This is a genomic window from Obesumbacterium proteus, from assembly GCF_001586165.1.
Classification (GTDB): domain Bacteria; phylum Pseudomonadota; class Gammaproteobacteria; order Enterobacterales; family Enterobacteriaceae; genus Hafnia; species Hafnia protea.
The window spans coordinates 1,922,896-1,944,600 of sequence record NZ_CP014608.1 but is presented as its reverse complement, the minus strand read 5'-3'; the positions used below and the strand labels follow the sequence as shown (position 1 = coordinate 1,944,600).

Here is a 21,705-nt window from a genome sequence, read left to right as displayed (position 1 = left end):
CAACACCTTAGTTTAGCCAAACGCTACGCCTAACCATTAAAAAAGGCACCCTGAGGTGCCTTTCAAACAGAGCTATCAACTAAAAGTTATACTTCACCCCAATCATTGCAGAGCTGTCGTTATAGCCTTTATCACCGACTTGCGTTCCCACATTGCCCCATAAGTTCAGGCGTGGATTGATTTGCCCTTCTACACCCACTTTTACTTCACCGATGTTACGTGCTCCAGCTTGGTTGATACGGACATCATCCATCTTCGCACTGTAGCTACGGGTGTTATGCAACCAGTTAGCTTCGATAAACGGTTCGAATGTGCGACCTTTGCCTTCGTCCATAGCATGATGACTCTTCAGATAAGCGCGCATACCTAAACGGGTCTGTACGTTGCCATCGCCTTCGCTGTTCACACGCGTACCATTATCTTCGCGATGTTTATCTGCCTCTACGCCCATCCACGTCGCCTGTGCCTGTGGCTGAATAAACCATTCGTTAAGCGTTCCTTTGCTGCCCGTAAATTCTCCCATTTTCAGGGTATAGCCCGTTTCTAGTGACGCTGTTAGCCCTTTGGATTTATAGGACTCGCTGGCCAATTGCTCACCGTTCACGTGGTTATTAAACCAACTATATTGCAGCCAGCTATCTACATATAACCCGCTCTTATCGGCGTCATTTGCAAACCATGTTCCGTAAACCCCAGCGCTGTAGCCACTGACAGAACCTTTAGAATCATAGCCGGTGACTGAAGAATGGGTTTGGCTATGGCTGTTGGCATAACCTGTCATTAGCCCCAGATGGCCTCGGTTTAAACCATCCGTTGACCACTGAGCCACATCGCCACCCAGCTGAGCCACATAGCTATTGCTTTGTGTTTTCAGTTGACCACTACTATCACGCCAGTTGTTATGCCCACCGACCTGACGTAACCAAAGGCTTGTGACTTTTTTCTCACCGGTCAGCGCGTCGATATATTGGGTTTCCCCTAAGCGGTCGTGCAAACGCGTATTAAACAGCGTATTTGCCGCTGCAAGGTTGGCAATATAGCTCCCGCCTTCAGGTCGATTAACGTGATCACCTCCAGCCGGTGGTGTCACCGGCGGGTCAACGGGGTCTACTGGAGGGTCAACCGGATCAACCGGAGGATCTACAGGGTCGACTGGCGGGGTTTGACTGGTTAAATACCAGTTACCATGATTATTGCCCTCACCGCGTACTAAAGAGTAATCATATGCGCCAGCGACAATACGGCCTTCTTGGGTGAAAGTACCGTCAGACTGACCACCCACGCTAATTAGCTCAATGCCATTCAGGGTTTTGTCTCCGACTCCCCCCGCATTCTTAACGCTTACTCCAGTATCGCCAGAGGTATCCCCCGTCACAACGAGCTTATCCGTGACCGAACTGTCATTGCCTAACGCGGTATTGAACTGCAGGTGCCCATTCTCGCCCGTATAGTTGCCATTCACCGTCAGAGTGGTTCCCGCGATCGCTTGGCCCAATGCATCGCTATGACCAATAACGACCGTACCACTGTTGGTTAATGCACCCGTTTGATAGTTTGTTACCGAATTACGCGTTATATGACTATCATCATCTTCACCAAGATAGAGTAAACCTTGGTTATTCACACTGCCCGTTCCCAGCGCTTGGCTAGACAGCATACGAATAACACCATCCGATGCGATTGTCGTGTCAGCACTCATCCCCGAATTATCACTGCTAACCGTCAATGTTCCACCAGCCACCGTTAGGCTACCGGCACCGGTCATATTGCCATCTACCGTGCCGTTGTTAACGGTTAGACTGCCTTGATTGAAATCGAGCGTGCTGCCTGCATCAGTCTGGATATTCTGCAACATCTGAGCATAGCCGTTCATATTGAGCTGGCTGCCACTATTGAGGTGAAGCAGTCGGGTCTGCCCCAATACATTGTTGTTACCCATTTTTAGGGTGCCAGCAACAACGTCCGTCATACCGGTGTAGTTGTTATCGCTGTTAGACAAAGAAAGATCTGTATCAGTGTCGATACGCAGATCGCCAGTACCAATAATCTTGGCACTCAGGTCGGCGGCGTTACCGGTATTTCCTTCAGCGCTGAGTGTCAGCGCATTGTCGCCCTGCGCCAGTAATTCAACCTGAGTCAATCCGTAGTTAATGTATAGGCCATCACTATTGTCTCCGCTGGTAAGGCGGTAGTCATACTCACCGTTAGCAACGGTTTCGCCATTTTGTGTAATTTGAGAGGTTACTTTTTGCGAGATAACAGCACCGTTTTGATCAACCAAGCTCAGATTACCCCCGGCCCCGGTCACGGTCCCCTGGCTATCAGCCAATTTAACGACGCCCCCCATGTCATCTTGCTGGAGTAATGGCAAGGATGTGTCAGGATGCTGTACCGTGTTTTCGAAGTCTCCGCCGTCGGTAATCTGAATCTGTCCCTTGCCCGTTAAATTAAGATCTTTGGTCGTCTCAACAAAACGATCGCTCGTTGTATCACCAGGATTAACATCGCCAAACGCAAGTGTGCCACCATCAAACGCGAGTCCTGCTAGGTTCTGATTTCCTGTGCCGACTGAAGTCACGTTTCCGCTACCGAGATGCAGCGTAGCATTCGTTAACGCAGCAGAGTTATCGCCTTCTAATGCGAACAGGTTGTTCTTAAGAAGAACATCACCCGCAAAACCCGTTCCTGTTGCAGAGCTGAATTTAAACTCATTGCCGTTATTGTCGGCAACAACATAGCCCGTACCCAATAATTTATTATCGAAACTGAACTTGCCCGTTGTATTCGCGGTTAGGTAGCCGCCACTTTCTACATTGATATTTCCTGAACCAAAATTACTCAGCGTAGAAGATACGATTTTATCTGTTGCCGCTTTCCCGGTTATATTCCAGTTACCAGCATAAGTATCGTTAGCCCCTGTTATCTGTGCATTACCGGAAACCGTCGTATCGCCGTTACCTAATAATTTATTCTCAAACGAGGAGCCATCAGTATATGCAATATCAAGTCCGGTATTATTATCATTGGGATCGGTATTGATAGAGACACTTTCACTACCTAACGCTTTATTATTTGCAATAGAGAGCAGGCCACCATTAATTATGGTTCCACCATTGTAATTAGAAGCCTTCTCAAGCGTTGTATGGCCAGACTGTTGTTCAACCGAACCTACGCCGTTGATTGAAACATCAAATAAATAGCCGTCAGTGCCTGGTTGAGTTTTTTGGTTGTTATTAAAAATAACCTTGTTTTTACCCGCACCGCTCATGACAATACTTTTTGCTAGAATATCTACCGGCGCACCATATTTAGAGTCACCAATGAAAAGATTTACGGCACCACCACTCACACTGCTAAGATTAATATTGTTAGCACTCGTTATTTTAGCGCCATGAGCAAAAATAACGTCAGTCGTATTATCACTTACAAGTGATGAAATATTAAAATCACCAAGAGTGGTTACTCCTGTGACCGCATAATTCATAATCTGCAAGCCTGTACTTCCAACGTTTTTACCGATGACGTTGATATCGCCATTAACATTAAAAACGGTGCCAGCGATCAATGCATTGACGTTAACTGAATTGAGATCGGACGATAATTTAAAATTATTTGTCAATGTTAAGTCACCGCCAACATTAACACCGTGGTTTCCACTATTGGTAAAAAGCAAGGAGCCATTGGTAGTATCGAGATAAAGATTGCCACCAACGCTGAGATCGGAATCCCCAGAAAAAACAAATTCACCTGCGGTTTTATTGATTATAGTCATGTCGTTTTTAACATGAATATCCGCGCCAAGTTCCGGAGCGCCTGCCGTGGCAATGTAGAAATCATTTTTGTCGGCTTCCAGATCAATGCTATCTACATTTAGTTTTGCGGTCGATGTAGCGGAGCCAAACATCCAGATGTTTGCATCCGTTGCACCTGGCGCTGTTTTTAATTCGCCAACGGACAATGTTCCTCCGCCCCCACCTTGCTGAGCAGCACTCGAACCACCCAACTTGGCGCCGCCTATTTGCAACATACTGTTGTTGCCCATCAGTAAATTGCCATTATTATTGGCCGTTAATGTTCCGCCATTTATCCATAGAGAGGTGTTGCCTCCAGCAGCTGGAGCCATATTCAATGCTGAGCTACCTGATGGATTTGAAACATTGACATCAGCACCAGCATCTACCTGTACTGTTGCTGTGGTATTCCATTGCAGGCCATCCGAGATAGATGTTGATGACGTAAAGTCAGTATAACCATTGACGTCTAAAGCTGATGCTTCTCCAGCGGAGAACAACAGCATAGATGAAGCAAGTCCATAGCTGCAAAGTCGAGGTCGCTGCAGTTTTTTGGGAGAGGAAGTTTTAGTCTTCCCTCTCCCTAGCTCAGAAACAGCAACCCATGCCATTACGGCGAAGTTCCATACAACACGGTAAATTTTATTCATCATTGCCTCAACAAATCAAACCAAGAAATAACTTCTCAGCATATTATTTTTATTCGCCATATAAATAAAACTGACGTACTAACATAACGAAATGCTCAATAAGTCATTAAGATTTATATATAAACCACACAAAACACTTTCTTTGCTAATGAAGCAAATACTTATATAGGCGGGAATCAAAATGTGCTTTATTTTGCATTACTATACCACGCAAGAATATGCTGAGTGATAGCTAAACGCTAAGATTAATCCCATAAAACATAGAAAGTTAATTAAGATTTTTCGAATTCTAAGTGTCATGCAGCATGGTGCCAGCATCGCAAATTAGCCCATCACACAGCCTCACCATATAGCGCAAAGACAATGTAACAAACTGTATATAAAGGATTTATCTTCATCAATCATCATTCAACACTGATAGTCTGAGCTCGTCATATAGCCTGTTTTAGGAAATGAAAATCACACGTCGGCCTTATTATTTCCACGATCTTATTAACGAGTAAGTTATTGGGTAGATCTTGCTATAAATAATATAGGAAAATTCTAGGTGACTGGGAAAAATCTTATTAAACGGAGAATCCAGATCGAGGAAAATTTAATACTATGTAAGACTACATATTATTATCACTCTAATTTACCTCTGTAGCATCCGCGCCTGACAATAAACGCTTGAATAACTTAAATGTATTAGCCTTCTACTAGTTACGAATGATTTTATCCGTTTCGAGATAGCTGATATATATCCCTTAGGAATGCCATCGACTTCAACAACGCTGCAACCCACGGGAAAAACATTGCGACGGCGCGTGTTTTCCCTCGCTCAGGGGGACACTCAGTAACCATTGGACGGTTCAGGGAGCATCGCCCCCCAAACGAGATTATGCGTAGTGCACCGCTTATGTCGCGAGATAAACACGCGGAATGCGGTTTGCAGGGACTGATTTATTGTCGGGGTAGCATCACAAATAACAATAATGACAACAGATGCATAGCCATGACAAAGGCTGCCAGCGCCATCAGACCATGAGTAATAAATTCTGCGCTCACAAGTGACCCCAGTGTCACCATAGTAAAAGTGAAAAACGCAATCAGAGCGGCCCCTCTTGCATTATTGTCTCCTGAAATCACAATACCACGGTAAAATCCAGTCGGGCCTCTCAGCCCAATTGCAATCCCCATGGGGGCAAACAGCGCGGCTAAAACATTGGTGCCAGTGCCATTCAGCATGCCATACCCGGTAAGTGCGATGGCACTTGATAAGGCCAGACATGTACCTACCATGATAACTTTATCGGCACCGTATCTTTCTGCTAGCCCTGGGGAGAGATTTGCAGCCACGATATATCCAGCGATATTGGTGACCTGCATGATGATGAAATCGTTGAGGTTACCGTGCATCGTCAGCGTGATAACCGTTGGCGCGCCAAAAACAAATGTGATCATCCCTCCTACCGTCAGAGCATGAGTCAGCGCATAACGCAGGTAGATTGGATTTCGCAATAGACCTATGAAATCTCCTGAGGAACGGTCGCGGTGGTGTCTCTCAGGAAGTTTCTGAAGCATTACCATTCCAGCCGCAGCGACAGTCAGTATCGCCAGCAACTTGAACGAAATGCTCCAGTCAAATAAAGCCAGCAAGATGACCCCAACCAGTGGAGCTGCGGCTGGGACCAGTGCCTGAAGACTCCCCAAAAGGCCAATAGCCCGGACGGTTCTGCGCTCATCAAATAATTCCCGGATAAAGCCAGGAATGAATACCGGTGCTGCTGCTGAAGCCATTCCTTGGACAAACCGGATGGCTACCAATACGGATATACTAGGTGCATATGCGCATCCGAACGAAGCCAGTGAGAAGATAAACAATGCGGAACAAAGTAGTTTCTTTCTGCTGAAATAATCGGAAAGACGGCCAAATAATAATAAGCCACAAGCATTGCCCCCCACATAGGCAGAAAGTATCCACTGAGATACATCTGGCGTGGTATGAAAGACCCTTATCAGTTGCGGAATTGCAGGCAATACCAGATCGGTACCTGCAATCGACGTCATCACACAAAGAACAAGACAAAAAAATATTGGCACCTTTTTCACTTCACTCCCCATACCTTATCGCGCACAACAGCCGTTTTTAAAATCCTACATTAGGAGCAAATCATAAATATCAGGCTTTAAACCACGTCATGCTTATCCAAGAGCGTCTGGCACCGCAGGATCTTTTCAAGGCGTTGTTTGACCCGCGGCAGGGCAAAGGACGCGCGTACAGCGTTCAGATTACAGGTCAGAAACTCCTCGTCCTTCCATCCAAAAATATGATGTAAACGCTGGTACTCTTCATTCAGAGTTGTATTAGCTACCGTTCTTGCATCCGTGTTGATACTCAGGGAGATCCCTTTATGAAAAAGTGTATTAACAGGATGCTCCGCGATGGACGGATAGATATTGCAGACAATGTTACACCCCGGGCACACCTCAAGATGGATGTTATCTCGGAGGAGCCGGTCCAGCGTTGCTCTATCCTCAACGCTCCTAACGCCATGTCCGATACGCGATACGTTCAGGTTATCCAGCGTTTCATTCACACTGGCAAACCCGCGTGCTTCTCCAGCATGAGCAATACAGTCACCACCATGACTCCGGACATACTCAAATGCCTTTATGTGGTTTTCCAGAGAGTAACGCGCTTCATCCGCCGCCAGATCTAACGCAACAACACCTTTTCCCAGATAACGGGCTACAAGCCTCGCGGTTTCCAGACTTTGCTGTGCCGAAAAATGACGCAAGGTACACAGGATCAGATTAGCTTCTATGCCATATATCTGACTTCTGGCCTGCATGGCTCCCAGAACTGTTTCAACCACCTGCTCGGCCGTCAGGTTCTGGTTCAAATGTAATAAGGGGGCAAAGCGTAATTCAGCATAAATAACACCATCCGCATGTAACTGATCGAAGATGTCATCAACCGCCTGACGCAATGCGCAAGTGGTCTGTAATAAATCTAACTGCGGTGTAATTCTGCTTAAGAAATCGCCCAAATCATTACATTTTTCGGGGGCGATAAACTGCGTTCTGAACATTCTGAGATTGAGCGATGGCATGAGCATCCGCGCGCAGTGATAGCTGATACAGGTGTCCAGATGAACGTGTAGTTCAATTTTGGGAATGTTCCGTGCGTCAAAATTCATTAGTTGTTTTCTCCGCACATATTGACTGGTTCAGCCAGCAATCCGAATAATTTCTCCTTAAATAATCCGCTTTTCACTTTGAGCACGATCTTGGCATTAGGGGCATTGCCGGTAAGGTTCGTCGAGTCAATAACGTAATGTCCATATGAAGACTGACTTTTATACTCCACCCAGGAATAACCAACGAAGGCCTCCTGAATAATGTCGGGATACAGCGCTACGGCCATCGTGGTGGGATCGGGCAAATCGAAGCCTTTGCGCTCTGTTCTTCCCGCATTAAATTCCATCAGGGTTTTATTGCAGCGCACAGTGAAGCGCCCCAGAGGGCTCAGTCGGTTAAGATAATCGATATCTTGCTCATTAATAAATGCCTCACCCATGCCTATTTCCCAACCAACCACGGTAAGCGCTAAACCTGATTTGATAACAATGTCGGCAGCCTCGGCATCGACATAAAAATTAAACTCAGCGAGCGGCGTTATATTCCCGGGTGTCAGCCCGGCACCGCCCATAACGTACACATGCTTTATTTTCTCGATGAGTTCTGGTGACTTCAGTACGGCCATCGCCAAGTTTGTCAGCGGCCCAAGTGTGACGATCTCCAGTTCGCCTGCGTACTTTTCGGCATAGTCAATAATTGCATCAACCGCATGCAGAGGTTCCTGTTTCAGAGCGGGTGATGGAATGTCCATATCCCCCATTCCGTCAGCCCCATGGATATGATGAGACACAAAAGGATCTCGCATAAGGGGACGGGGCATTCCTGCATAAACAGGCGGGATATATGTACCGGCTCTTTCAACGCTAACCAGCGCATTACGCACACATTGTTCCAGTTTACAGTTGCCCGCGACCACCGTTATAGCTTCCACTTTTACTGATGGTTCTCGCAAAGCCATCAGTAATGCCACTGCGTCATCAGAAGCCGTATCTGTATCAATAAGTAGTTTTCTCATCATGCCCTCCTGTCTGTGGATGGCTTAACTCTGGCATTAGCCTGACAGCGGAAAAAGGACATGTGTCCATTTTTTGCTACCGGTATTGCCGATACAGATGCGACTCAGCTATGCTTCATCACGACCATGCATAACCTACCCATAGCTGGAATACATATTCAGAATTATGTTGATTGGATATCAGGAAAGTAGCAAAGCCATTCCGGAACCACCGGAATATAACGGGGAAAGATAAGATGAATATGCCAGTGTTAAGAAGTCATCAGGGCAAAGAACATCACATAATAGACTATCTCCGGTCATTCAGCATTGATACCATAATTCCTGAAGGTCTATTGTCCGCAGCGAAATTAATTACCCTGCATAAAAATAATTTTTTGATTATGCAGAATAGCCGACCTCTAGGCATATATCTTCTCGTCGATGGTATGCTTCAGATTAGCCAGTATGATAAAGATGGCGGCAATATTATTTTTACCGTGCAGAATGCACTGTCTGTGGTGGGTGACTTAGAACTGTTTTGTGATGATTGCCAACACAGCACATTCAGTACAGTGCAGGCGTTACAGGCATCACGCGTTATTTTATTCCCAGAACAGGCTTTGCAGACTTCTGGCCTGAATGACGCCAGGTTTCTCAAATTCCTGTGCCAGCATCTGGCTAAAAAAGTTTTTGAAACCTCTCAGAATAAAGTATCTATGCTGCTGAGTGCCTCGGAGAGGCTACATCGTTATCTTTATATACAATCAATGATTTATGGTAATAGTTTTCAGTTAATCAAGCGGGAAACATTAGCATCAATGCTGGGCATTTCTGTCAGACAGCTTACGCGGGCGCTGGATAATTTAAATAGGGCCGGCATGATCAGCCATAAAATAAATCGGTGGTCATTCATCATGCCCCTGATAACCTTTAACCCTATCCCCGCAATTTCGAAGTTGTTACGACACCATTGGCTGTACAGCGCCATTCAGTTATTGTGGAGAGCAGCAGTAAAATATTAAGAATAAGCCCTCAGCCTCCATAATTTGAAGGCAAAAAGGGATATCCAATGTTGGTGGGTGGCCAATAAGTGACGAAAGCCAATGGCGGCACCGTGGTGAAAGGCAGATAGTAGATAAGGATTAAAGATGGAAATAAGCTGGATGGCATTGCGGGGCAGCAGCCTCAGCGCACGGCAGTTGCATGATATTCTGGCACTGCGCATCGCGGTTTTTGTCGTGGAGCAGACGTGCCCTTTTCAGGATATTGACGGGCAGGATCTGCCCGAGAGCACCCTCCACGTTGCGGGCTACAGCAACGAAAAGCTTGTCGCCTACGCGAGAGTGCTGCATGTGGATGACTCTCCGGATGCGGCTAAAATCACGCGGGTGATTGTTGATGACACATTCAGGGGGCAGGAACTGGGCGTCAGATTGATGGAAAAAACGATGTCCCTTATCCACGATCATCAGCCAGGCAAGGCGATAAAGCTCTCGGCGCAGTCTCATCTGGTCAGATTCTATGAGGGATTCGGGTTTAAAACGGTGTCCGGTGAATACCTAGATGACGGCATCCCCCATATGGACATGGTGTTTGCGGATGCTTTAGATTAAAAATCAGGAATGTCCGCTTCTCACTCTTAGCCGTCGCAAAGCGTTATTGCTGGCGGCCCTGAGTCTGAAGCAGACGTTGTTTACCCACGAAGCCATGGGGTTATTGTAAGCCCTGTGAGCAACCCTTCAGGGCTAAGCAGACGAGTCACTGTTTGCCCCCAAGGCTCCATGCGGTTAGCCACCAACAGGCGATACCCCTTCTCGCTCAAGATGCGGGTGGCTGAAGCGAGATCCTGTACCTCATATTCAATCCACCCCTGCGGTATTGGATATTCGGTTGGCCACTGGTCAGCACCAAAACATGAATTTGCGGCCTGTGATAACGGCCAGACGGCAAAATGCTTAACGCCCTTCAGCATAGACTCTTCCGATAGCAGGTAATCGCCGTTACCTTCCATTGGCTTAAGCGGTAGACCGAGTACCTGCACATAAAATTCGGAGCTAGATTCAGTATTCTGCGAGATGGGGCCAAACCCTGCGACAAATAAGACTTCAATTCCCGGTAAATTCTGCAACATGTCTGCTTCCCTAATTATCTGAAATTGAATCCTAAATTTATACTACGGCGAACTGAATCACCACGTCTAATATTGACATCTCAGTGCCGTATGGGCGGGAGCAATGACGTCTGTTTCTCGCTCATAGCGGTCTTGCCACGCACGGGTACTTCGGATAAACCGCTTTCCGTTGGTGTGCGACAGCCTTTCGGAGATAAGTGCCCATTGCCATCATCCTCCCAACGAAAACGCACTCGCGTTGGCGCTTTACCGCCAAACTCTGCCAACTGAGCCAATCTCATCTGGCTGATAAAATCCTGCTATCCACTATTAAGCAGTTCGAGACATCATGCCGATTATGACAACCGTAATCGTCTCCACTTCAGACGTTTTAGCCGCCTGAGCAGATGTTGCGGCACTCATGTTGATTGTTGTATCGATGAGCTTCTCTCAGACGCTATCGCCAGAGCCTGACGTCAGTTCTAGTTCATCCTCTTTGATGTTTCTTTTTCCAACAAATACCGCAAAGGTTAACCCGCACTTATCCACTGCCAACATATAATGCTCAAGGCTGGGTAACAGATTTTTCGCCGTACTAATCACCTTTGTAGCGCCGTTGGCTCGATATTTAACCGCCAGTCCAAACTCAGTAACTAATGGTCCGTGAAAGCAAAGCGTCCTAATCTTGATAGAAACAGAACTCATATGCTCTTCAAATAAAAAAGCTCGCATTCGCGAGCTTTTTTGTTAATTAGTTAATTTATCTTGTTGGACAAGACTTACCTATTAAATAAGTATTTTATTTTGCCACAGGTGCCAACATAGCATTCGTTTCTTTTGGAGATAGCGAATACATTCCACCGTTAAACGGATCGACTACCAACCATCCAATTAATCCGCCAAACAAAATATTACCGCCAATATACCATCCATTAGCACTAGCTTTAATTGGTAATGTCACTGGCTGAAAATCAGCCTTAGAGAAGGTAATTTGATAGTTTTTCTTTCCAAAATAACTTCCATCAGACTTTGCTAACATAACTCCCTGAGGAGTTTTGCCTTGTGCAACTACTCGACCACTATCATCCTTGACTTGAAAGTCAACGCCACTGGGATCGCTATTAACCTGAACTAGTTGGGAGTTGTCACCAACAATTGTTGCGCATCCACTTAAAAAGAGCATAGATACCAAAGATAGTACTGCTAGTTTTTTCATCATTACGGCCATTATTTGTATTACTTATCAATGGCGGCGGATATTAGCAAATGTAATTAGTTATGTCATTTAATATTCTTAGTTAATTAACTAAGAATTATCTATCTACAATGTAATATATTGATAGATCACGGCAGGTATATATGTCTTAGAATTTTGACTGTTCTTTCACGCCAACATCCACCATAAGGAACACGCTGACTCACCACGCCGTACATATGATGTAATAACATGCCATCATCTAACAGAATACCGGCCCGACTCCCACAATGGATAATCTCATTAAGCACAATGCCATGCCTTTACAGGAAGTAACACGCGATATGCCACGGTATCACCATCGCATCACACGGCTCCTTATCTAAGCTTCAGAGTGGCGACGAACAATCCCCGTTATGGCTCTCCACTCCTCAGCTGCTATATAATCCTCCGGAGATAAATGAAACTGTTCCATTGGATTTTCTGCAATATTATGGCAGGTAAAGTAACGCTCCATGCGTGATTCTTACGCTACCACACTACAGCATTCAGCCGGATAAACTTCTACGGCATGGACCACAATATCGGCACCAACCCCGCCAGCAACATAGACAACGCTATACTCGCGATGGATTTAATCGTCGTTGGTAAAAAGCACGATAGGCGGCAAAAAATGCATTTTCTGAGCTGGCTTTTGATTTTATTTTTCATGTTCTAAAAGCAAAGGGAATTTCGGATCTGGAGGAGTATATTTCTGATAAGAAAAAAATTTCAGGACATAAAACCACATCACAAACTGCACGCTACGATCGTAAAATTGAGATTGTGCCGGTAGTTGGCGGGCAATAAATTTCTAAGACATTCCTGCTTTTGTGTGATGCTAGAGGAAAATCATATTAGAAAAGGCGGATTTTAGACACAAAAAAACCGCCTCTCGGCGGCCACGACACTGCTTTATTGCTTTGATTATTCCAGTAAATTTCCTTGGCATACGGGACGAGACTTGAACTCGTACAGCCTTACAGCCGAGGGATTTTAAAAACCTGAATAGGTTTAGATAAATCAATAAGTTACTGTTATAAAAGCAATGATGCATTCTGAATATTGTTGAATGTTTTTGTTAGCTGCGTTTATGCCGCCACTGAAAGACCCACAAAATTACGAATTTATACATTATCCATTAGCCTCGTTGTAGGCAGATAGCTATTCATTGTCTTCCTTTTACCTGATAGAGCCATCTGGATAAAGATACATCCCATCAGACAGGTATACTTTTTCTCCATCATTCACAGAAAGATCTCTATAAAGCTCTTCCATCTCGTTGGCTTCTGAGCGCGTTCCCGTTATAGAACGGTACATTTCAACGTCATACCCCAATTCAACCAATTGAGCATCGGTTGAAACAAGCAGTTTTTTTTTCAGAGCATCAATCTCGTGAATCCATTTTTTTCATCTTTAATATAGACGAAACCAAGGTAGGCATCCTTATCAGGAATTTCTTCAAAACCATGCTCTATAGCTAGTTTTCCACTCAATGAATTTGCCAATTTCTCACCCTCTAAATAGGACTTTAAGCCCATACTAAAATATATTCGCGTTGTTGGGGCATAACCAATGATGCCTAACGCAATCTGTCATACGGATTCAACTGCACCGCAGCATCAAGATGATCCGGTGCAAAGTGCGCATACCGCATTGTCATCTGTATGGAGGTATGCCCCAGTATCTCTTTTAGCACCAAGATATTACCTCCATTCATCATAAAATGACTTGCGAAGGTATGTCGTAGTACGTGGGTTAACTGCCCCTCAGGTAACTCGATATCTGCTTGCTTTAAAGCACGACGAAATGCGTCATAGGATGAAGAAAACAGTGCCCCACGTTTCTTCGGTAGTCGGTTATAAAGCGACTCAGATATTGGAATTGTGCGGTTCCGTTTTCCCTTAGTATTGATATAGGTGATACGGTGCGGAACAACTTGTGATTGTTTCAGCCCTTCAGCTTCACTCCAACGGGAGCCGGTAGCCAAACAAATCCGAACCACATTACCCAGGTCAGCATTCGCAGACTGATCGCAAATACCTAGCAGGTGCTCAATATCATCCTGGTAAAGAAAAGCTAACTCGTTTTCACTCTCTTTAAACTGGCGAACGCCATCAAGCGGATTATCCCCCTGCCATTCACCTAGCCTCTTGAGCTCATTAAATACCGCATTGAGATACGAATGTTCACGGTTGATCGTCGACTCTTTTACCGGTTTGGTAAATCGGCCAAACTTACCGCTTAAGCGCTGTTTACGATACTCTGCAAAGTCAGACTTGGTAAACATACTAGCAATCGGATCACCAAGACTTCCGCATAGCTGCTCTAACTTACGCAAACGTGCTTCACCATCAGCTAAAGAACGACCATGCATGTCGTACCATCGCTGAGCTAACGTTGATAGTGTCTGGCCGCTGTTCTCTGCATCTGATGTATCAACGCTGATAGAATACAGCTTAAGCTGACGCTCATACGAGAGCGCCTCGCCTTTAGTAGCAAACTGCTTTCTAATCCGCTTTCCTTGTCGGCCTTCAGGGTAAGTTTCACAGATCCATTTGCCATTTGAAGATTTACGTACAGTCACTCTTTACTCCATCACGTGGTCATAAAGAGTTTTTACTGTATATAAAAACAGTAATCAATATTTAGGTTTCATTAATCTGTGTAAAAATAAGCATACCGAGGATATCGATGTCATCTTTTGGCCAGACGATATCTTTAATCAGAAGCTCATCACGCGGTAAAATTTTCATGTCTGAAACTTCGACGACGTCACCTTTTTTAAGCAGCCATGTCCCATCAATAACTTGCTCAATTTTTTATCAAACAACCAAGATATTTCATCTTTTACAATATAAATGGGATCTACAACCGTGCGGTCTATCGAGTCCAGATCAAGGAAATAAGTACCACAGTCTTCGAGTATCCCCTTCTTTAGGATTTTTTTCGGAACACTTAGGATATTTTTTTTGCCCGGTGAAATTGATTTAGCATCATATCCATTTTCTCCGGTGGCAAGCCACTCCAAAGAGGCTCCTGTCTCTAACGCACATTTCACAATCGCCTCACCTGGGAAATAATCTCTTTTAACCCAAGTGCTAATCGTCCCAGTCCCCGCTCCTAGATGATCACCTAACTGCTTCTTCATCGTGAAGCCATAAGCCTGCATTAGGCGCTGAACCGCGCTTTCGCCACCTTGAAATTTCATTTCTCAAAATCCCAACTAAAAATTGACAATATGAAATGATGGAGGTAGCTTAAATGGCAAATATGAATTTAAAAGCTATCTACAACATTACTTAATCCATAGGACAGAATGCCTTACGCAAATGCCACTTTCAATATCTCTAACGACTCCATTTGTCACCGTTGAGGAGTTTTCTCGATTGACCGGGTTACCGATTGGTACCTGCTATAACTGGATCCATCTAGGGAAACTGCCTATTCGCCCTAAAAATGGTAAAGCAGAACGCGTTTTAATCAACATGCTGGCATTACTGAAAGAAGCTGAGCTAAGCACGTTGGTTAATCATTAAATTCATATTTGTGAATTCTTGATTGGCAAAGTATTAGCTACCTGCCACTTTTTGAATAACAGGGACAACAATGAAATATTCTAATTCTGATGGAGGCAGCATGATGACCCTACGCCTAGCATTGAGTTCTGAACACGTACACACCATACCGATCCGTCTACGTTCACTTATCGGCAAACACTTCGCCAGCTCGCGCTGGGAAGAAAGCTGCCAGTTTTATGATGCCATGCCAGAACGCTATCGCTCGACAGTGTGCTTTCATGCCGGTCTAAAAAAACACCACCCACTAATGCGCTTGTCTGAGCTGAATGACTCCGAGCGCGAGCGTGTAATTAATGCACTAGACGAACTGCGCAGCCATTTTGCCAAATACCGCAAACATGCCATCAGCAACGCCGCCTATGTTCAGCGCTTGCCGATTAGCGTGCGCAAAACGTTATTTCTTCATGCTGGACTGACGCAGGCCGAATTCAATCAACCTGTTTGGCGCATCGAGGATGAGACCTGCGCTTGGCGAGACAAAGTACTTAAAGCAATCCGTGAATTACTCAATATGTTCGCCGATGTACCTGACATTCTGACCTCGGTCAAACCTGAAACCTATTTCAACTAAATAACCCATTTTCAATTTATGGCGTGTTAACCCGCCGGGTTTCGTGCGCTCAAAATTTAAGGAATCATCATGGCTGACATCATCGATCGCGCCCAAGAATTGCAACAGCACCAACTTGAAAGACAAATTGCCGCGGCGAGACAGTCTCATCATTCTGTTTCGGCTGATACTTGCGAAGACTGCGACGCCCCTATCCCTGAAGCGCGCCGCATGGCTATCGCCGGTGTGCAGTGTTGCATTCACTGCCAGCAGATCCGCGAGCTCACTCGCAAGCATTTTCGCGCATGAGCCAACCTCATCGGGGGCGCATCGCCCCCTCGCCGCCGCCACAGTTTACCGGAACCCAAGCCGACGCCTTCGTCGGCCTTTTCCCATGGAACGCGCCTAAAAAAGCGATAGGCCGAGAAAGACAGCTTACCCTTGCCGAATACCAGCAAGGGCAAGCTGTTTTGCGTCGTATCGATTCCCTACCGCGTTTTCTGAGCACCATTCTGCTAAACCGCCATGCGTGGCTACTGAAGAACAAAAGCCTGCACGCAGCGAATAAGTTTCTGGTGTTCACCGTTGAGCCACGCATCTGGCCGCGTCTGGATATCGTTAACCGCAAGTTCGCCATGAACCTCAGCGCCTCACAGTGCTTTATGTCAGAAGGCGACATTTATCGCCGTTTACCCGGCATGAACGATCGTGAACTTGAGCGCCTCGCCGGTCGCATCGCGGGACAGCTCTTTTCAGCTTACGAAGAACTTAGCGATGCGTTTTTGCTGCACAGCCCCCAAGCAGAGCTTTTCACCGACGAAGCACAGGCCGAGATTTACGGCCACGTTGCTGGCGCAGCTCGCGCTTTCAACATCACCCCGCTGAACTGGACGAAATACCACAAAGGCACGCTGGATATCCGTTCAGCGTTCTCCAGCATTGCGCGTCTGCTAAATGATGAATGGTGGATTAGCCAGCTCAAAGCCCAGCGCACGCAGTGGCGTGAGGCATTGTTGATTGCCGCCGGTGAAGTACATTGCAATAAATCCGGCTATGCCAGCAAACAGGCGATCCGTGACGTGCAGGCGCGCCGCTTGGCGAATATGGAATATCTGAAATCCTGCGAGCTGGAGAACGTCGACACCGGCGAGCGTTTTTCCCTGATCGATAAGGTCATGGCCAGTATCTCGAATCCTGAAATCCGTCGTATGGAACTCATGAGCACCATCGCGGGGATCGAGAAATACGCGGCCAGCATGAAACACGTCGGCATGTTCCTGACTATCACCACGCCCTCGAAATATCACCCGATGCGCAAAACAGGTAAGAAAGACAACATCCGCGTGCAACTCAATCACAAATGGGATGAAGCCGCGTTCTCGCCTAAAGACGGCCAGCGCTATTTGGTCAATATCTGGAGCAAAATGCGCACCGCGTTCAAAGACCAAAACCTAAAGGTCTACGGAATGCGCGTGGTCGAGCCACACCACGACGCCACGCCTCACTGGCACATGATGCTGTTTTGCGAACCGAAGCACCGCCCTTCAATCGTTGCCATTATGAAGCGCTACGCGCTGATGGAAGACGGTGACGAACGCGGCGCACAGGAAAACCGCTTCGAGTGTAAGCACCTCAACCGAGGCGGCGCGGCGGGATATATCGCTAAGTACATCGCCAAAAATATCGACGGCTATGCCCTCGACGGCGAGATCGATAGCGAAACCGGTAAACCGTTGTCAGACACTGCCGCCGCGGTTACCGCGTGGGCGTCTACGTGGCGCATCCCGCAGTTTAAAGCCATTGGGGTGCCGACCATGGGCGCCTACCGTGAGTGCCGTAGTCGAAATCTGCGTTATATCAGTCTGGCCGAAAGCTTTGATGAGCGCGTCGAAGCCGTGCGTGCTGCGGCATCAGGCGGCGATTTTGCTGCCTATATCGCGGCACAAGGTGGCGCTAATGTGTCTCGTGATTTACAAACCGTGCGCGTGGCTCGCAAGGTTGCCGATGAACCTAACGAATATGATGAAGACGTTCAGAAAATCGTGGGCATCTTCGCCCCGCACCTCGGTGAAAACCACATTCACACCACCCGTGACACTCAATGGCGCATCGTCGCTAAAGCCGTTGACCTTGAGCCTTTGACCTTAAAAAGCGCCTCTGGCGCGCCTCGGAGTCCTGTCAATAACTGTGGATCTGCTGAAAAAGCAGCCACCGAAGAAACCGCCAATAAGGCACCTGAACAGGACTCAAAACGCATCAGTTTGCCCCCTGTAGACGAAATAGCATGGGATGACATCGGCAACGTGCTGCTGATAAGAGCGCTTCTGAAGGAGCAAGCGCCAAAAGTGAACCGAAAACAGCGAAGTTACGATCAACTGCACCGGCCAGAGCCTGCACCTTCGGCACGTTTAACCCAAGCCGAACGGCAACGCCTGCCACAAATTCACGCTGACCTCACGGCCAAAGGCATTCATCCGCAACGTTGGGAACTGGAAGTGCTCGCTCGCGGGGCAAAAGTGAGCTTTGGGGATCTGACGTTCCACTATAGAAAAAGCGATATCAGGGAGGAAGTTACGAACAATTATTCAGCAAGAGTCTTATAAATCATGGAGTAAATCAAATATCCATACATTGCAGGCTTGACTAATTACTCAGATAATCCCAACATAACTGTATAAATACACAGTATACACTGGAGACAACAATGGAACTGAACGATCGCACACACCTCGCTCTCTCGAGAGTACAATTCATCGCCGAAGTTTCTCTCGTTGCAGACCTTAGCGTTCAGGAACTGCAGATGGCCTTATCAATGATCTCTGATCTCGCAGACGCATGCTTGCCAGATAACGATCATGAAGAGATTTTTTATAAGGCTAAAGATTCATAAAAATCTCTCGATTTAAGCTCTTAATACTCACGCCCTACTGCCTACTGTTAATGTGCAGTCCTACAAGACTGCACAAACGCCTAAAACGCCATTCACCTACCCCAGTGTTATCGCCATACATGCTCCTTTCGTCATAACTCTCCGTAGCGATCGCACAAACGACCGTCTTATTGGCTACTCATGTTGTTTAGCCGCTTGCCAAACAGCAATAGATGGCGGCACCGCTGCTGCATAGCGAAACTAATCTCACGTTAAAACCAACACAATTCGCCATGACAGCGCGATCTGGTTTTTAGGCCAATACCCCGCCTTCATTTTGAGGTTGTTATGAATACTATTTTGAAAAACCGGAGCCCAACACCCGCCACCCAGCAAGAGGCGAGTAAGAAGTGGATACGGAATACTTATTTTTGGCCAGATATTGATCCTATTCGTATCTACGAGTTAATGCAGGCGACACATGTCAAACATGTCCCCACTGAGCCCGCATTTCGTAACGCGATAATGACGGGCATCTCGGAAGCCAATGCCACGTTATATGACTATCGACAACGCCAAATAGCGGCTGGTTATCCCTCTCTGAATTGTGTTCCTGCTCTGCAGCTCGATGGCGAAAGCGAAAAGTGTTTTCACTACCATCGAGCCGTTGCCGCATTAGCCAGTGCGAACCTCGTTAAACATATTGTCGACAAAACGAATAGCCCCGTTGCAGCGAATACGCATCGGGCCATTGCGGATCTGTGCCGAGATGCGCAGTGGTCCGTCAGACTCATAAGGGCACATCAACGCTGCCGTACAGAGGGATTCTAATGAAAGTTATTGCTTTACAAGGCGATACCCTTGATGCGCTTTGCTATCGTCATTATGGCCGCACCGAAGGCGTGGTTGAAGAGGTTCTGGGTAGCAATCCTGGGCTTGCGGATATCGGAACCCTGCTCCCCCACGGTACAGCCGTCGAACTCCCCGTTGTGAACGCTGAATCGCAAAAGGAATTTCTTAATCTATGGGACTGAGTGTCGAGCGAATCAGCTCATTTGTCGCCTACTGCGTCTCAGCAATATGCATGTTTCTCGGTGCGTTAACACCGCAAGATATCGCGTTTTTAATCGGTGCCGCCGTCGGCGTTGGAACCTTCTTGGTTAATTGGTACTACCGACGTAAAAGCTATCGGCTATTGGAACGTGTCACCCTCGATAAGAGGACTTTCGATGAGCTCAATCGTTAAACGTTGTAGCGTTGCCGTGGTGCTAGCGCTTGCAGCCACGCTTCCCAACTACCCACAGCTGAAAACCTCGCCACAGGGACTCACTTTGATTGCCAACTTAGAAGGCTGCCGGTTGGCGCCTTATCAATGCAGCGCCGGAGTATGGACATCAGGGATCGGCCACACAATCGGAGTGAAGCCGGAAAAAACCATCAACGAGCATACCTCGGCCGTGAATTTAGTCAGCGACGTGCTGCAAGTAGAGAAAAAACTCGCAGCCTGTATGCCGGTGGCGATGCCTCAACCTGTGTATGACGCCGTCGTCAGCTTTGCCTTTAACGTCGGCACAGGCGCTGCCTGTGGTTCGACGTTAGCCACATTAATTAAACGCCAGCAGTGGCGCGAAGCCTGTCAGCAGCTGCCGCGTTGGTCATTTGTCAACGGTACCTGGAATAAAGGCGTGAATAACCGCCGTAATGCTGAGCTCACTCGCTGCATGGAGGGGGTGACATGAAAACGTTAACTATTCTGTTAACCCTCACCATTGCAGGTTTGTTTTGGATGAACTTTGAAAATAAGGCTCTTATACATCGTCTTGAAAGTGCTCAGAAGATCATCAATGAACAAAAAATTAGCCTCGATACTGCCGCTCATCAGCTCGCCACCTTACGAGAAAACACGGCTCGCAACGAGCGTGCGCAGGCCGCTTTACGCCAACAGCGAGACCGGGCACAGCAGCTAGTCAATCGCAATGATTTGAAAATGAAAAGGTTACTCAATGAAAACGCAGATCTCCGAGGTTGGTTTCAGTCTCCTCTGCCTGATGATATTGCCCGGTTGCACATCCGCCCCGCCTTCGATACCCCCACCGATTATCTACAGTGGTTGTCCGAAAGTAGTCAGTTGCCCCATTCCACAGAGTCAGCCCAAAACGAACGGTGATTTGAGTGACGATAATCGCCAACTGGAGCATGCGCTGATCAGCTGCGCGCTGCAAATTGAAACAGTTAAACAATGTCAGGAGATACTCGATGTTAAAACCTAAGAGCCTACGTAGCGCACTGGAAAAAGTCGTGCCTGCGCTAACGAGCAATCCCAAAATGTTGCAAATGTCGATTGATAGCGGCAGCGTGACATCGACGCTTGCAGCATCACTTTCTTTTGAGCAGCAGTACCAGCTGAATTTGAAGTTTACTAATTATTCCGATGACATCGAGCAGCTACTCGCACCAATCAACCTTTGGTTACGAGAAAATCAGCCAGACATTATGGTGCTCAACGAAGATAAACAAAACGGCTTCACCTTCCGAATCGATGGCGATGGCGATGCTGGCCAAAATATCACCATTGCCCTGCATCTCACGGAACGTACATTGGTTAAGTGCGAAGACGGCACTTTGCAAGTAACCACGCTGCCAGAACCCCTCCCCCCACAGCCGGTAGACAGGCCAACAGCACTGTATATCAACGGAGAATTAGTCAGCCGCTGGGTTGACTAGCTCGCGTTTTATTCTCGGCAATTACACTGTTCGTTGTTTACGCCATCACACGACGCCGCTGAATTGCCGCCGAATG

The 21,705-nt window shown here is 46.8% G+C and carries 23 protein-coding genes and 3 pseudogenes; 15 read left to right on the top strand and 11 right to left on the bottom strand.

Annotated features, from left to right (window positions below; translation table 11 throughout):
- Positions 1 to 79 precede the first annotated feature (79 nt).
- The 4 genes from DSM2777_RS09050 to DSM2777_RS09035 form a co-directional block, all read right to left on the bottom strand.
- Positions 80 to 4,444 carry an autotransporter outer membrane beta-barrel domain-containing protein gene (locus DSM2777_RS09050; RefSeq protein ID WP_071889885.1) on the bottom strand — a complete coding sequence of 1,455 codons (4,365 nt, stop codon included), beginning with the start codon at positions 4,442 to 4,444 and terminating at the stop codon, positions 80 to 82.
- A 939-nt stretch (positions 4,445 to 5,383) separates the two neighbouring features.
- Positions 5,384 to 6,532, bottom strand: coding sequence for an MFS transporter (locus DSM2777_RS09045; RefSeq protein ID WP_162270904.1), 1,149 nt, complete (start codon positions 6,530 to 6,532; stop codon positions 5,384 to 5,386).
- A 77-nt stretch (positions 6,533 to 6,609) separates the two neighbouring features.
- A complete protein-coding gene (gene add / locus DSM2777_RS09040) occupies positions 6,610 to 7,623 on the bottom strand; it encodes an adenosine deaminase (RefSeq protein ID WP_061553760.1) in 1,014 nt (337 codons plus the stop codon).
- Positions 7,623 to 8,582, bottom strand: a complete 960-nt coding sequence (locus DSM2777_RS09035; protein ID WP_237087829.1) for a nucleoside hydrolase — start codon at positions 8,580 to 8,582, stop codon at positions 7,623 to 7,625. Before DSM2777_RS09035 ends, add begins: the two co-directional genes overlap by 1 nt.
- Before the next feature lie 233 nt (positions 8,583 to 8,815).
- Between DSM2777_RS09035 and DSM2777_RS09030 the strand changes: the two genes are divergently transcribed.
- Positions 8,816 to 9,583: a Crp/Fnr family transcriptional regulator gene (locus DSM2777_RS09030; protein WP_061553758.1), complete on the top strand. Its 768-nt coding sequence runs from the start codon at positions 8,816 to 8,818 to the stop codon at positions 9,581 to 9,583.
- A 126-nt stretch (positions 9,584 to 9,709) separates the two neighbouring features.
- Positions 9,710 to 10,174, top strand: a complete 465-nt coding sequence (locus DSM2777_RS09025; protein WP_061553757.1) for a GNAT family N-acetyltransferase — start codon at positions 9,710 to 9,712, stop codon at positions 10,172 to 10,174.
- A gap of 80 nt (positions 10,175 to 10,254) precedes the next feature.
- On the opposite strand, the gene DSM2777_RS09020 is transcribed toward DSM2777_RS09025, so the two are convergent.
- From DSM2777_RS09020 to DSM2777_RS25165, 5 genes and pseudogenes are all read right to left on the bottom strand, one after another.
- Positions 10,255 to 10,692, bottom strand: coding sequence for a VOC family protein (locus DSM2777_RS09020; RefSeq protein ID WP_061553756.1), 438 nt, complete (start codon positions 10,690 to 10,692; stop codon positions 10,255 to 10,257).
- Between the two features lie 80 nt (positions 10,693 to 10,772).
- Positions 10,773 to 10,973, bottom strand: a complete 201-nt coding sequence (locus DSM2777_RS24440) for an S-type pyocin domain-containing protein (protein ID WP_071889883.1) — start codon at positions 10,971 to 10,973, stop codon at positions 10,773 to 10,775.
- A 148-nt stretch (positions 10,974 to 11,121) separates the two neighbouring features.
- Positions 11,122 to 11,376, bottom strand: coding sequence for a tail assembly protein (locus tag DSM2777_RS09015; protein WP_156473624.1), 255 nt, complete (start codon positions 11,374 to 11,376; stop codon positions 11,122 to 11,124).
- A 94-nt stretch (positions 11,377 to 11,470) separates the two neighbouring features.
- The gene (locus DSM2777_RS09010; RefSeq protein ID WP_061555365.1) at positions 11,471 to 11,887 is read right to left on the bottom strand and encodes a hypothetical protein; all 417 of its coding nucleotides are present in this window, start codon (positions 11,885 to 11,887) and stop codon (positions 11,471 to 11,473) included.
- A 128-nt stretch (positions 11,888 to 12,015) separates the two neighbouring features.
- Positions 12,016 to 12,449 (bottom strand): annotated as a pseudogene (locus DSM2777_RS25165) (C40 family peptidase).
- A gap of 17 nt (positions 12,450 to 12,466) precedes the next feature.
- Between DSM2777_RS25165 and DSM2777_RS24935 the strand changes: the two are divergent.
- Positions 12,467 to 12,715: pseudogene (locus tag DSM2777_RS24935) on the top strand (site-specific integrase); the annotation flags it as partial.
- A gap of 772 nt (positions 12,716 to 13,487) precedes the next feature.
- Here DSM2777_RS24935 and DSM2777_RS09005 read toward each other — a convergent pair.
- On the bottom strand, positions 13,488 to 14,492 hold the full coding sequence (locus DSM2777_RS09005) for a phage integrase (protein ID WP_061553754.1): 1,005 nt from the start codon (positions 14,490 to 14,492) through the stop codon (positions 13,488 to 13,490).
- Between the two features lie 165 nt (positions 14,493 to 14,657).
- Positions 14,658 to 15,116, bottom strand: coding sequence for a helix-turn-helix transcriptional regulator (locus tag DSM2777_RS09000; protein ID WP_061553753.1), 459 nt, complete (start codon positions 15,114 to 15,116; stop codon positions 14,658 to 14,660).
- Between the two features lie 178 nt (positions 15,117 to 15,294).
- On the opposite strand from DSM2777_RS09000, the gene DSM2777_RS08995 reads away from it, so the two are divergent.
- From DSM2777_RS08995 to DSM2777_RS08945, 12 genes and pseudogenes are all read left to right on the top strand, one after another.
- Positions 15,295 to 15,444, top strand: coding sequence for a hypothetical protein (locus DSM2777_RS08995; RefSeq protein WP_237087828.1), 150 nt, complete (start codon positions 15,295 to 15,297; stop codon positions 15,442 to 15,444).
- Positions 15,445 to 15,544: 100 nt separating this feature from the next.
- A complete protein-coding gene (locus DSM2777_RS08990) occupies positions 15,545 to 16,057 on the top strand; it encodes a hypothetical protein (protein ID WP_061553751.1) in 513 nt (170 codons plus the stop codon).
- A gap of 69 nt (positions 16,058 to 16,126) precedes the next feature.
- Entirely contained in the window at positions 16,127 to 16,345 is a 219-nt protein-coding gene (locus tag DSM2777_RS08985; RefSeq protein ID WP_061553750.1) for a TraR/DksA family transcriptional regulator, read from the top strand.
- The gene (locus DSM2777_RS08980; protein WP_061553749.1) at positions 16,342 to 18,639 is read left to right on the top strand and encodes a replication endonuclease; all 2,298 of its coding nucleotides are present in this window, start codon (positions 16,342 to 16,344) and stop codon (positions 18,637 to 18,639) included. Before DSM2777_RS08985 ends, DSM2777_RS08980 begins: the two co-directional genes overlap by 4 nt.
- 101 nt (positions 18,640 to 18,740) lie before the next feature.
- Positions 18,741 to 18,926, top strand: coding sequence for a hypothetical protein (locus tag DSM2777_RS08975; protein ID WP_061553748.1), 186 nt, complete (start codon positions 18,741 to 18,743; stop codon positions 18,924 to 18,926).
- Positions 18,927 to 19,253: 327 nt separating this feature from the next.
- A complete protein-coding gene (locus tag DSM2777_RS08970; RefSeq protein ID WP_061553747.1) occupies positions 19,254 to 19,736 on the top strand; it encodes a head completion/stabilization protein in 483 nt (160 codons plus the stop codon).
- Complete coding sequence (locus DSM2777_RS08965) at positions 19,736 to 19,939, top strand: tail protein X (protein WP_061553746.1); 204 nt, start codon at positions 19,736 to 19,738, stop codon at positions 19,937 to 19,939. Before DSM2777_RS08970 ends, DSM2777_RS08965 begins: the two co-directional genes overlap by 1 nt.
- Positions 19,930 to 20,151, top strand: a complete 222-nt coding sequence (locus tag DSM2777_RS08960) for an HP1 family phage holin (RefSeq protein WP_061553745.1) — start codon at positions 19,930 to 19,932, stop codon at positions 20,149 to 20,151. The genes DSM2777_RS08965 and DSM2777_RS08960 overlap by 10 nt, the downstream gene beginning before the upstream one ends.
- On the top strand, positions 20,135 to 20,644 hold the full coding sequence (locus tag DSM2777_RS08955) for a lysozyme (protein ID WP_061553744.1): 510 nt from the start codon (positions 20,135 to 20,137) through the stop codon (positions 20,642 to 20,644). The genes DSM2777_RS08960 and DSM2777_RS08955 overlap by 17 nt, the downstream gene beginning before the upstream one ends.
- A pseudogene (gene lysB, locus DSM2777_RS24930) lies at positions 20,641 to 20,985 on the top strand (Rz-like lysis system protein LysB); the annotation flags it as partial. The gene DSM2777_RS08955 and the pseudogene lysB, both read left to right, overlap by 4 nt.
- Positions 20,909 to 21,175 (top strand): Rz1-like lysis system protein LysC, encoded by a 267-nt coding sequence (gene lysC, locus DSM2777_RS24785; protein WP_218917632.1) that lies wholly within the window; start codon positions 20,909 to 20,911, stop codon positions 21,173 to 21,175. The pseudogene lysB and the gene lysC, both read left to right, overlap by 77 nt.
- Entirely contained in the window at positions 21,162 to 21,629 is a 468-nt protein-coding gene (locus DSM2777_RS08945) for a phage tail protein (protein WP_061553743.1), read from the top strand. Before lysC ends, DSM2777_RS08945 begins: the two co-directional genes overlap by 14 nt.
- Positions 21,630 to 21,705 lie beyond the last annotated feature (76 nt).

Coding starts and splice junctions, on each gene's coding strand:
- DSM2777_RS08985 (WP_061553750.1), top strand. CDS start 16,127: ATGGCTGACATCATCGATCGCGCCCAAGAATTGCAACAGCACCAACTT.
- DSM2777_RS08990 (WP_061553751.1), top strand. CDS start 15,545: ATGATGACCCTACGCCTAGCATTGAGTTCTGAACACGTACACACCATA.
- DSM2777_RS09050 (WP_071889885.1), bottom strand. CDS start 4,444: ATGATGAATAAAATTTACCGTGTTGTATGGAACTTCGCCGTAATGGCA.
- add (WP_061553760.1), bottom strand. CDS start 7,623: ATGAATTTTGACGCACGGAACATTCCCAAAATTGAACTACACGTTCAT.
- DSM2777_RS08975 (WP_061553748.1), top strand. CDS start 18,741: ATGGAACTGAACGATCGCACACACCTCGCTCTCTCGAGAGTACAATTC.
- DSM2777_RS08945 (WP_061553743.1), top strand. CDS start 21,162: ATGTTAAAACCTAAGAGCCTACGTAGCGCACTGGAAAAAGTCGTGCCT.
- DSM2777_RS09000 (WP_061553753.1), bottom strand. CDS start 15,116: ATGAAATTTCAAGGTGGCGAAAGCGCGGTTCAGCGCCTAATGCAGGCT.
- DSM2777_RS08960 (WP_061553745.1), top strand. CDS start 19,930: ATGGGACTGAGTGTCGAGCGAATCAGCTCATTTGTCGCCTACTGCGTC.
- DSM2777_RS08965 (WP_061553746.1), top strand. CDS start 19,736: ATGAAAGTTATTGCTTTACAAGGCGATACCCTTGATGCGCTTTGCTAT.
- DSM2777_RS09030 (WP_061553758.1), top strand. CDS start 8,816: ATGAATATGCCAGTGTTAAGAAGTCATCAGGGCAAAGAACATCACATA.
- DSM2777_RS09015 (WP_156473624.1), bottom strand. CDS start 11,376: ATGAGTTCTGTTTCTATCAAGATTAGGACGCTTTGCTTTCACGGACCA.
- DSM2777_RS08980 (WP_061553749.1), top strand. CDS start 16,342: ATGAGCCAACCTCATCGGGGGCGCATCGCCCCCTCGCCGCCGCCACAG.
- DSM2777_RS09020 (WP_061553756.1), bottom strand. CDS start 10,692: ATGTTGCAGAATTTACCGGGAATTGAAGTCTTATTTGTCGCAGGGTTT.
- DSM2777_RS08955 (WP_061553744.1), top strand. CDS start 20,135: ATGAGCTCAATCGTTAAACGTTGTAGCGTTGCCGTGGTGCTAGCGCTT.
- lysC (WP_218917632.1), top strand. CDS start 20,909: ATGAAAACGCAGATCTCCGAGGTTGGTTTCAGTCTCCTCTGCCTGATG.
- DSM2777_RS09025 (WP_061553757.1), top strand. CDS start 9,710: ATGGAAATAAGCTGGATGGCATTGCGGGGCAGCAGCCTCAGCGCACGG.
- DSM2777_RS09035 (WP_237087829.1), bottom strand. CDS start 8,582: ATGATGAGAAAACTACTTATTGATACAGATACGGCTTCTGATGACGCA.
- DSM2777_RS09010 (WP_061555365.1), bottom strand. CDS start 11,887: ATGAAAAAACTAGCAGTACTATCTTTGGTATCTATGCTCTTTTTAAGT.
- DSM2777_RS08970 (WP_061553747.1), top strand. CDS start 19,254: ATGAATACTATTTTGAAAAACCGGAGCCCAACACCCGCCACCCAGCAA.
- DSM2777_RS24440 (WP_071889883.1), bottom strand. CDS start 10,973: ATGAGATTGGCTCAGTTGGCAGAGTTTGGCGGTAAAGCGCCAACGCGA.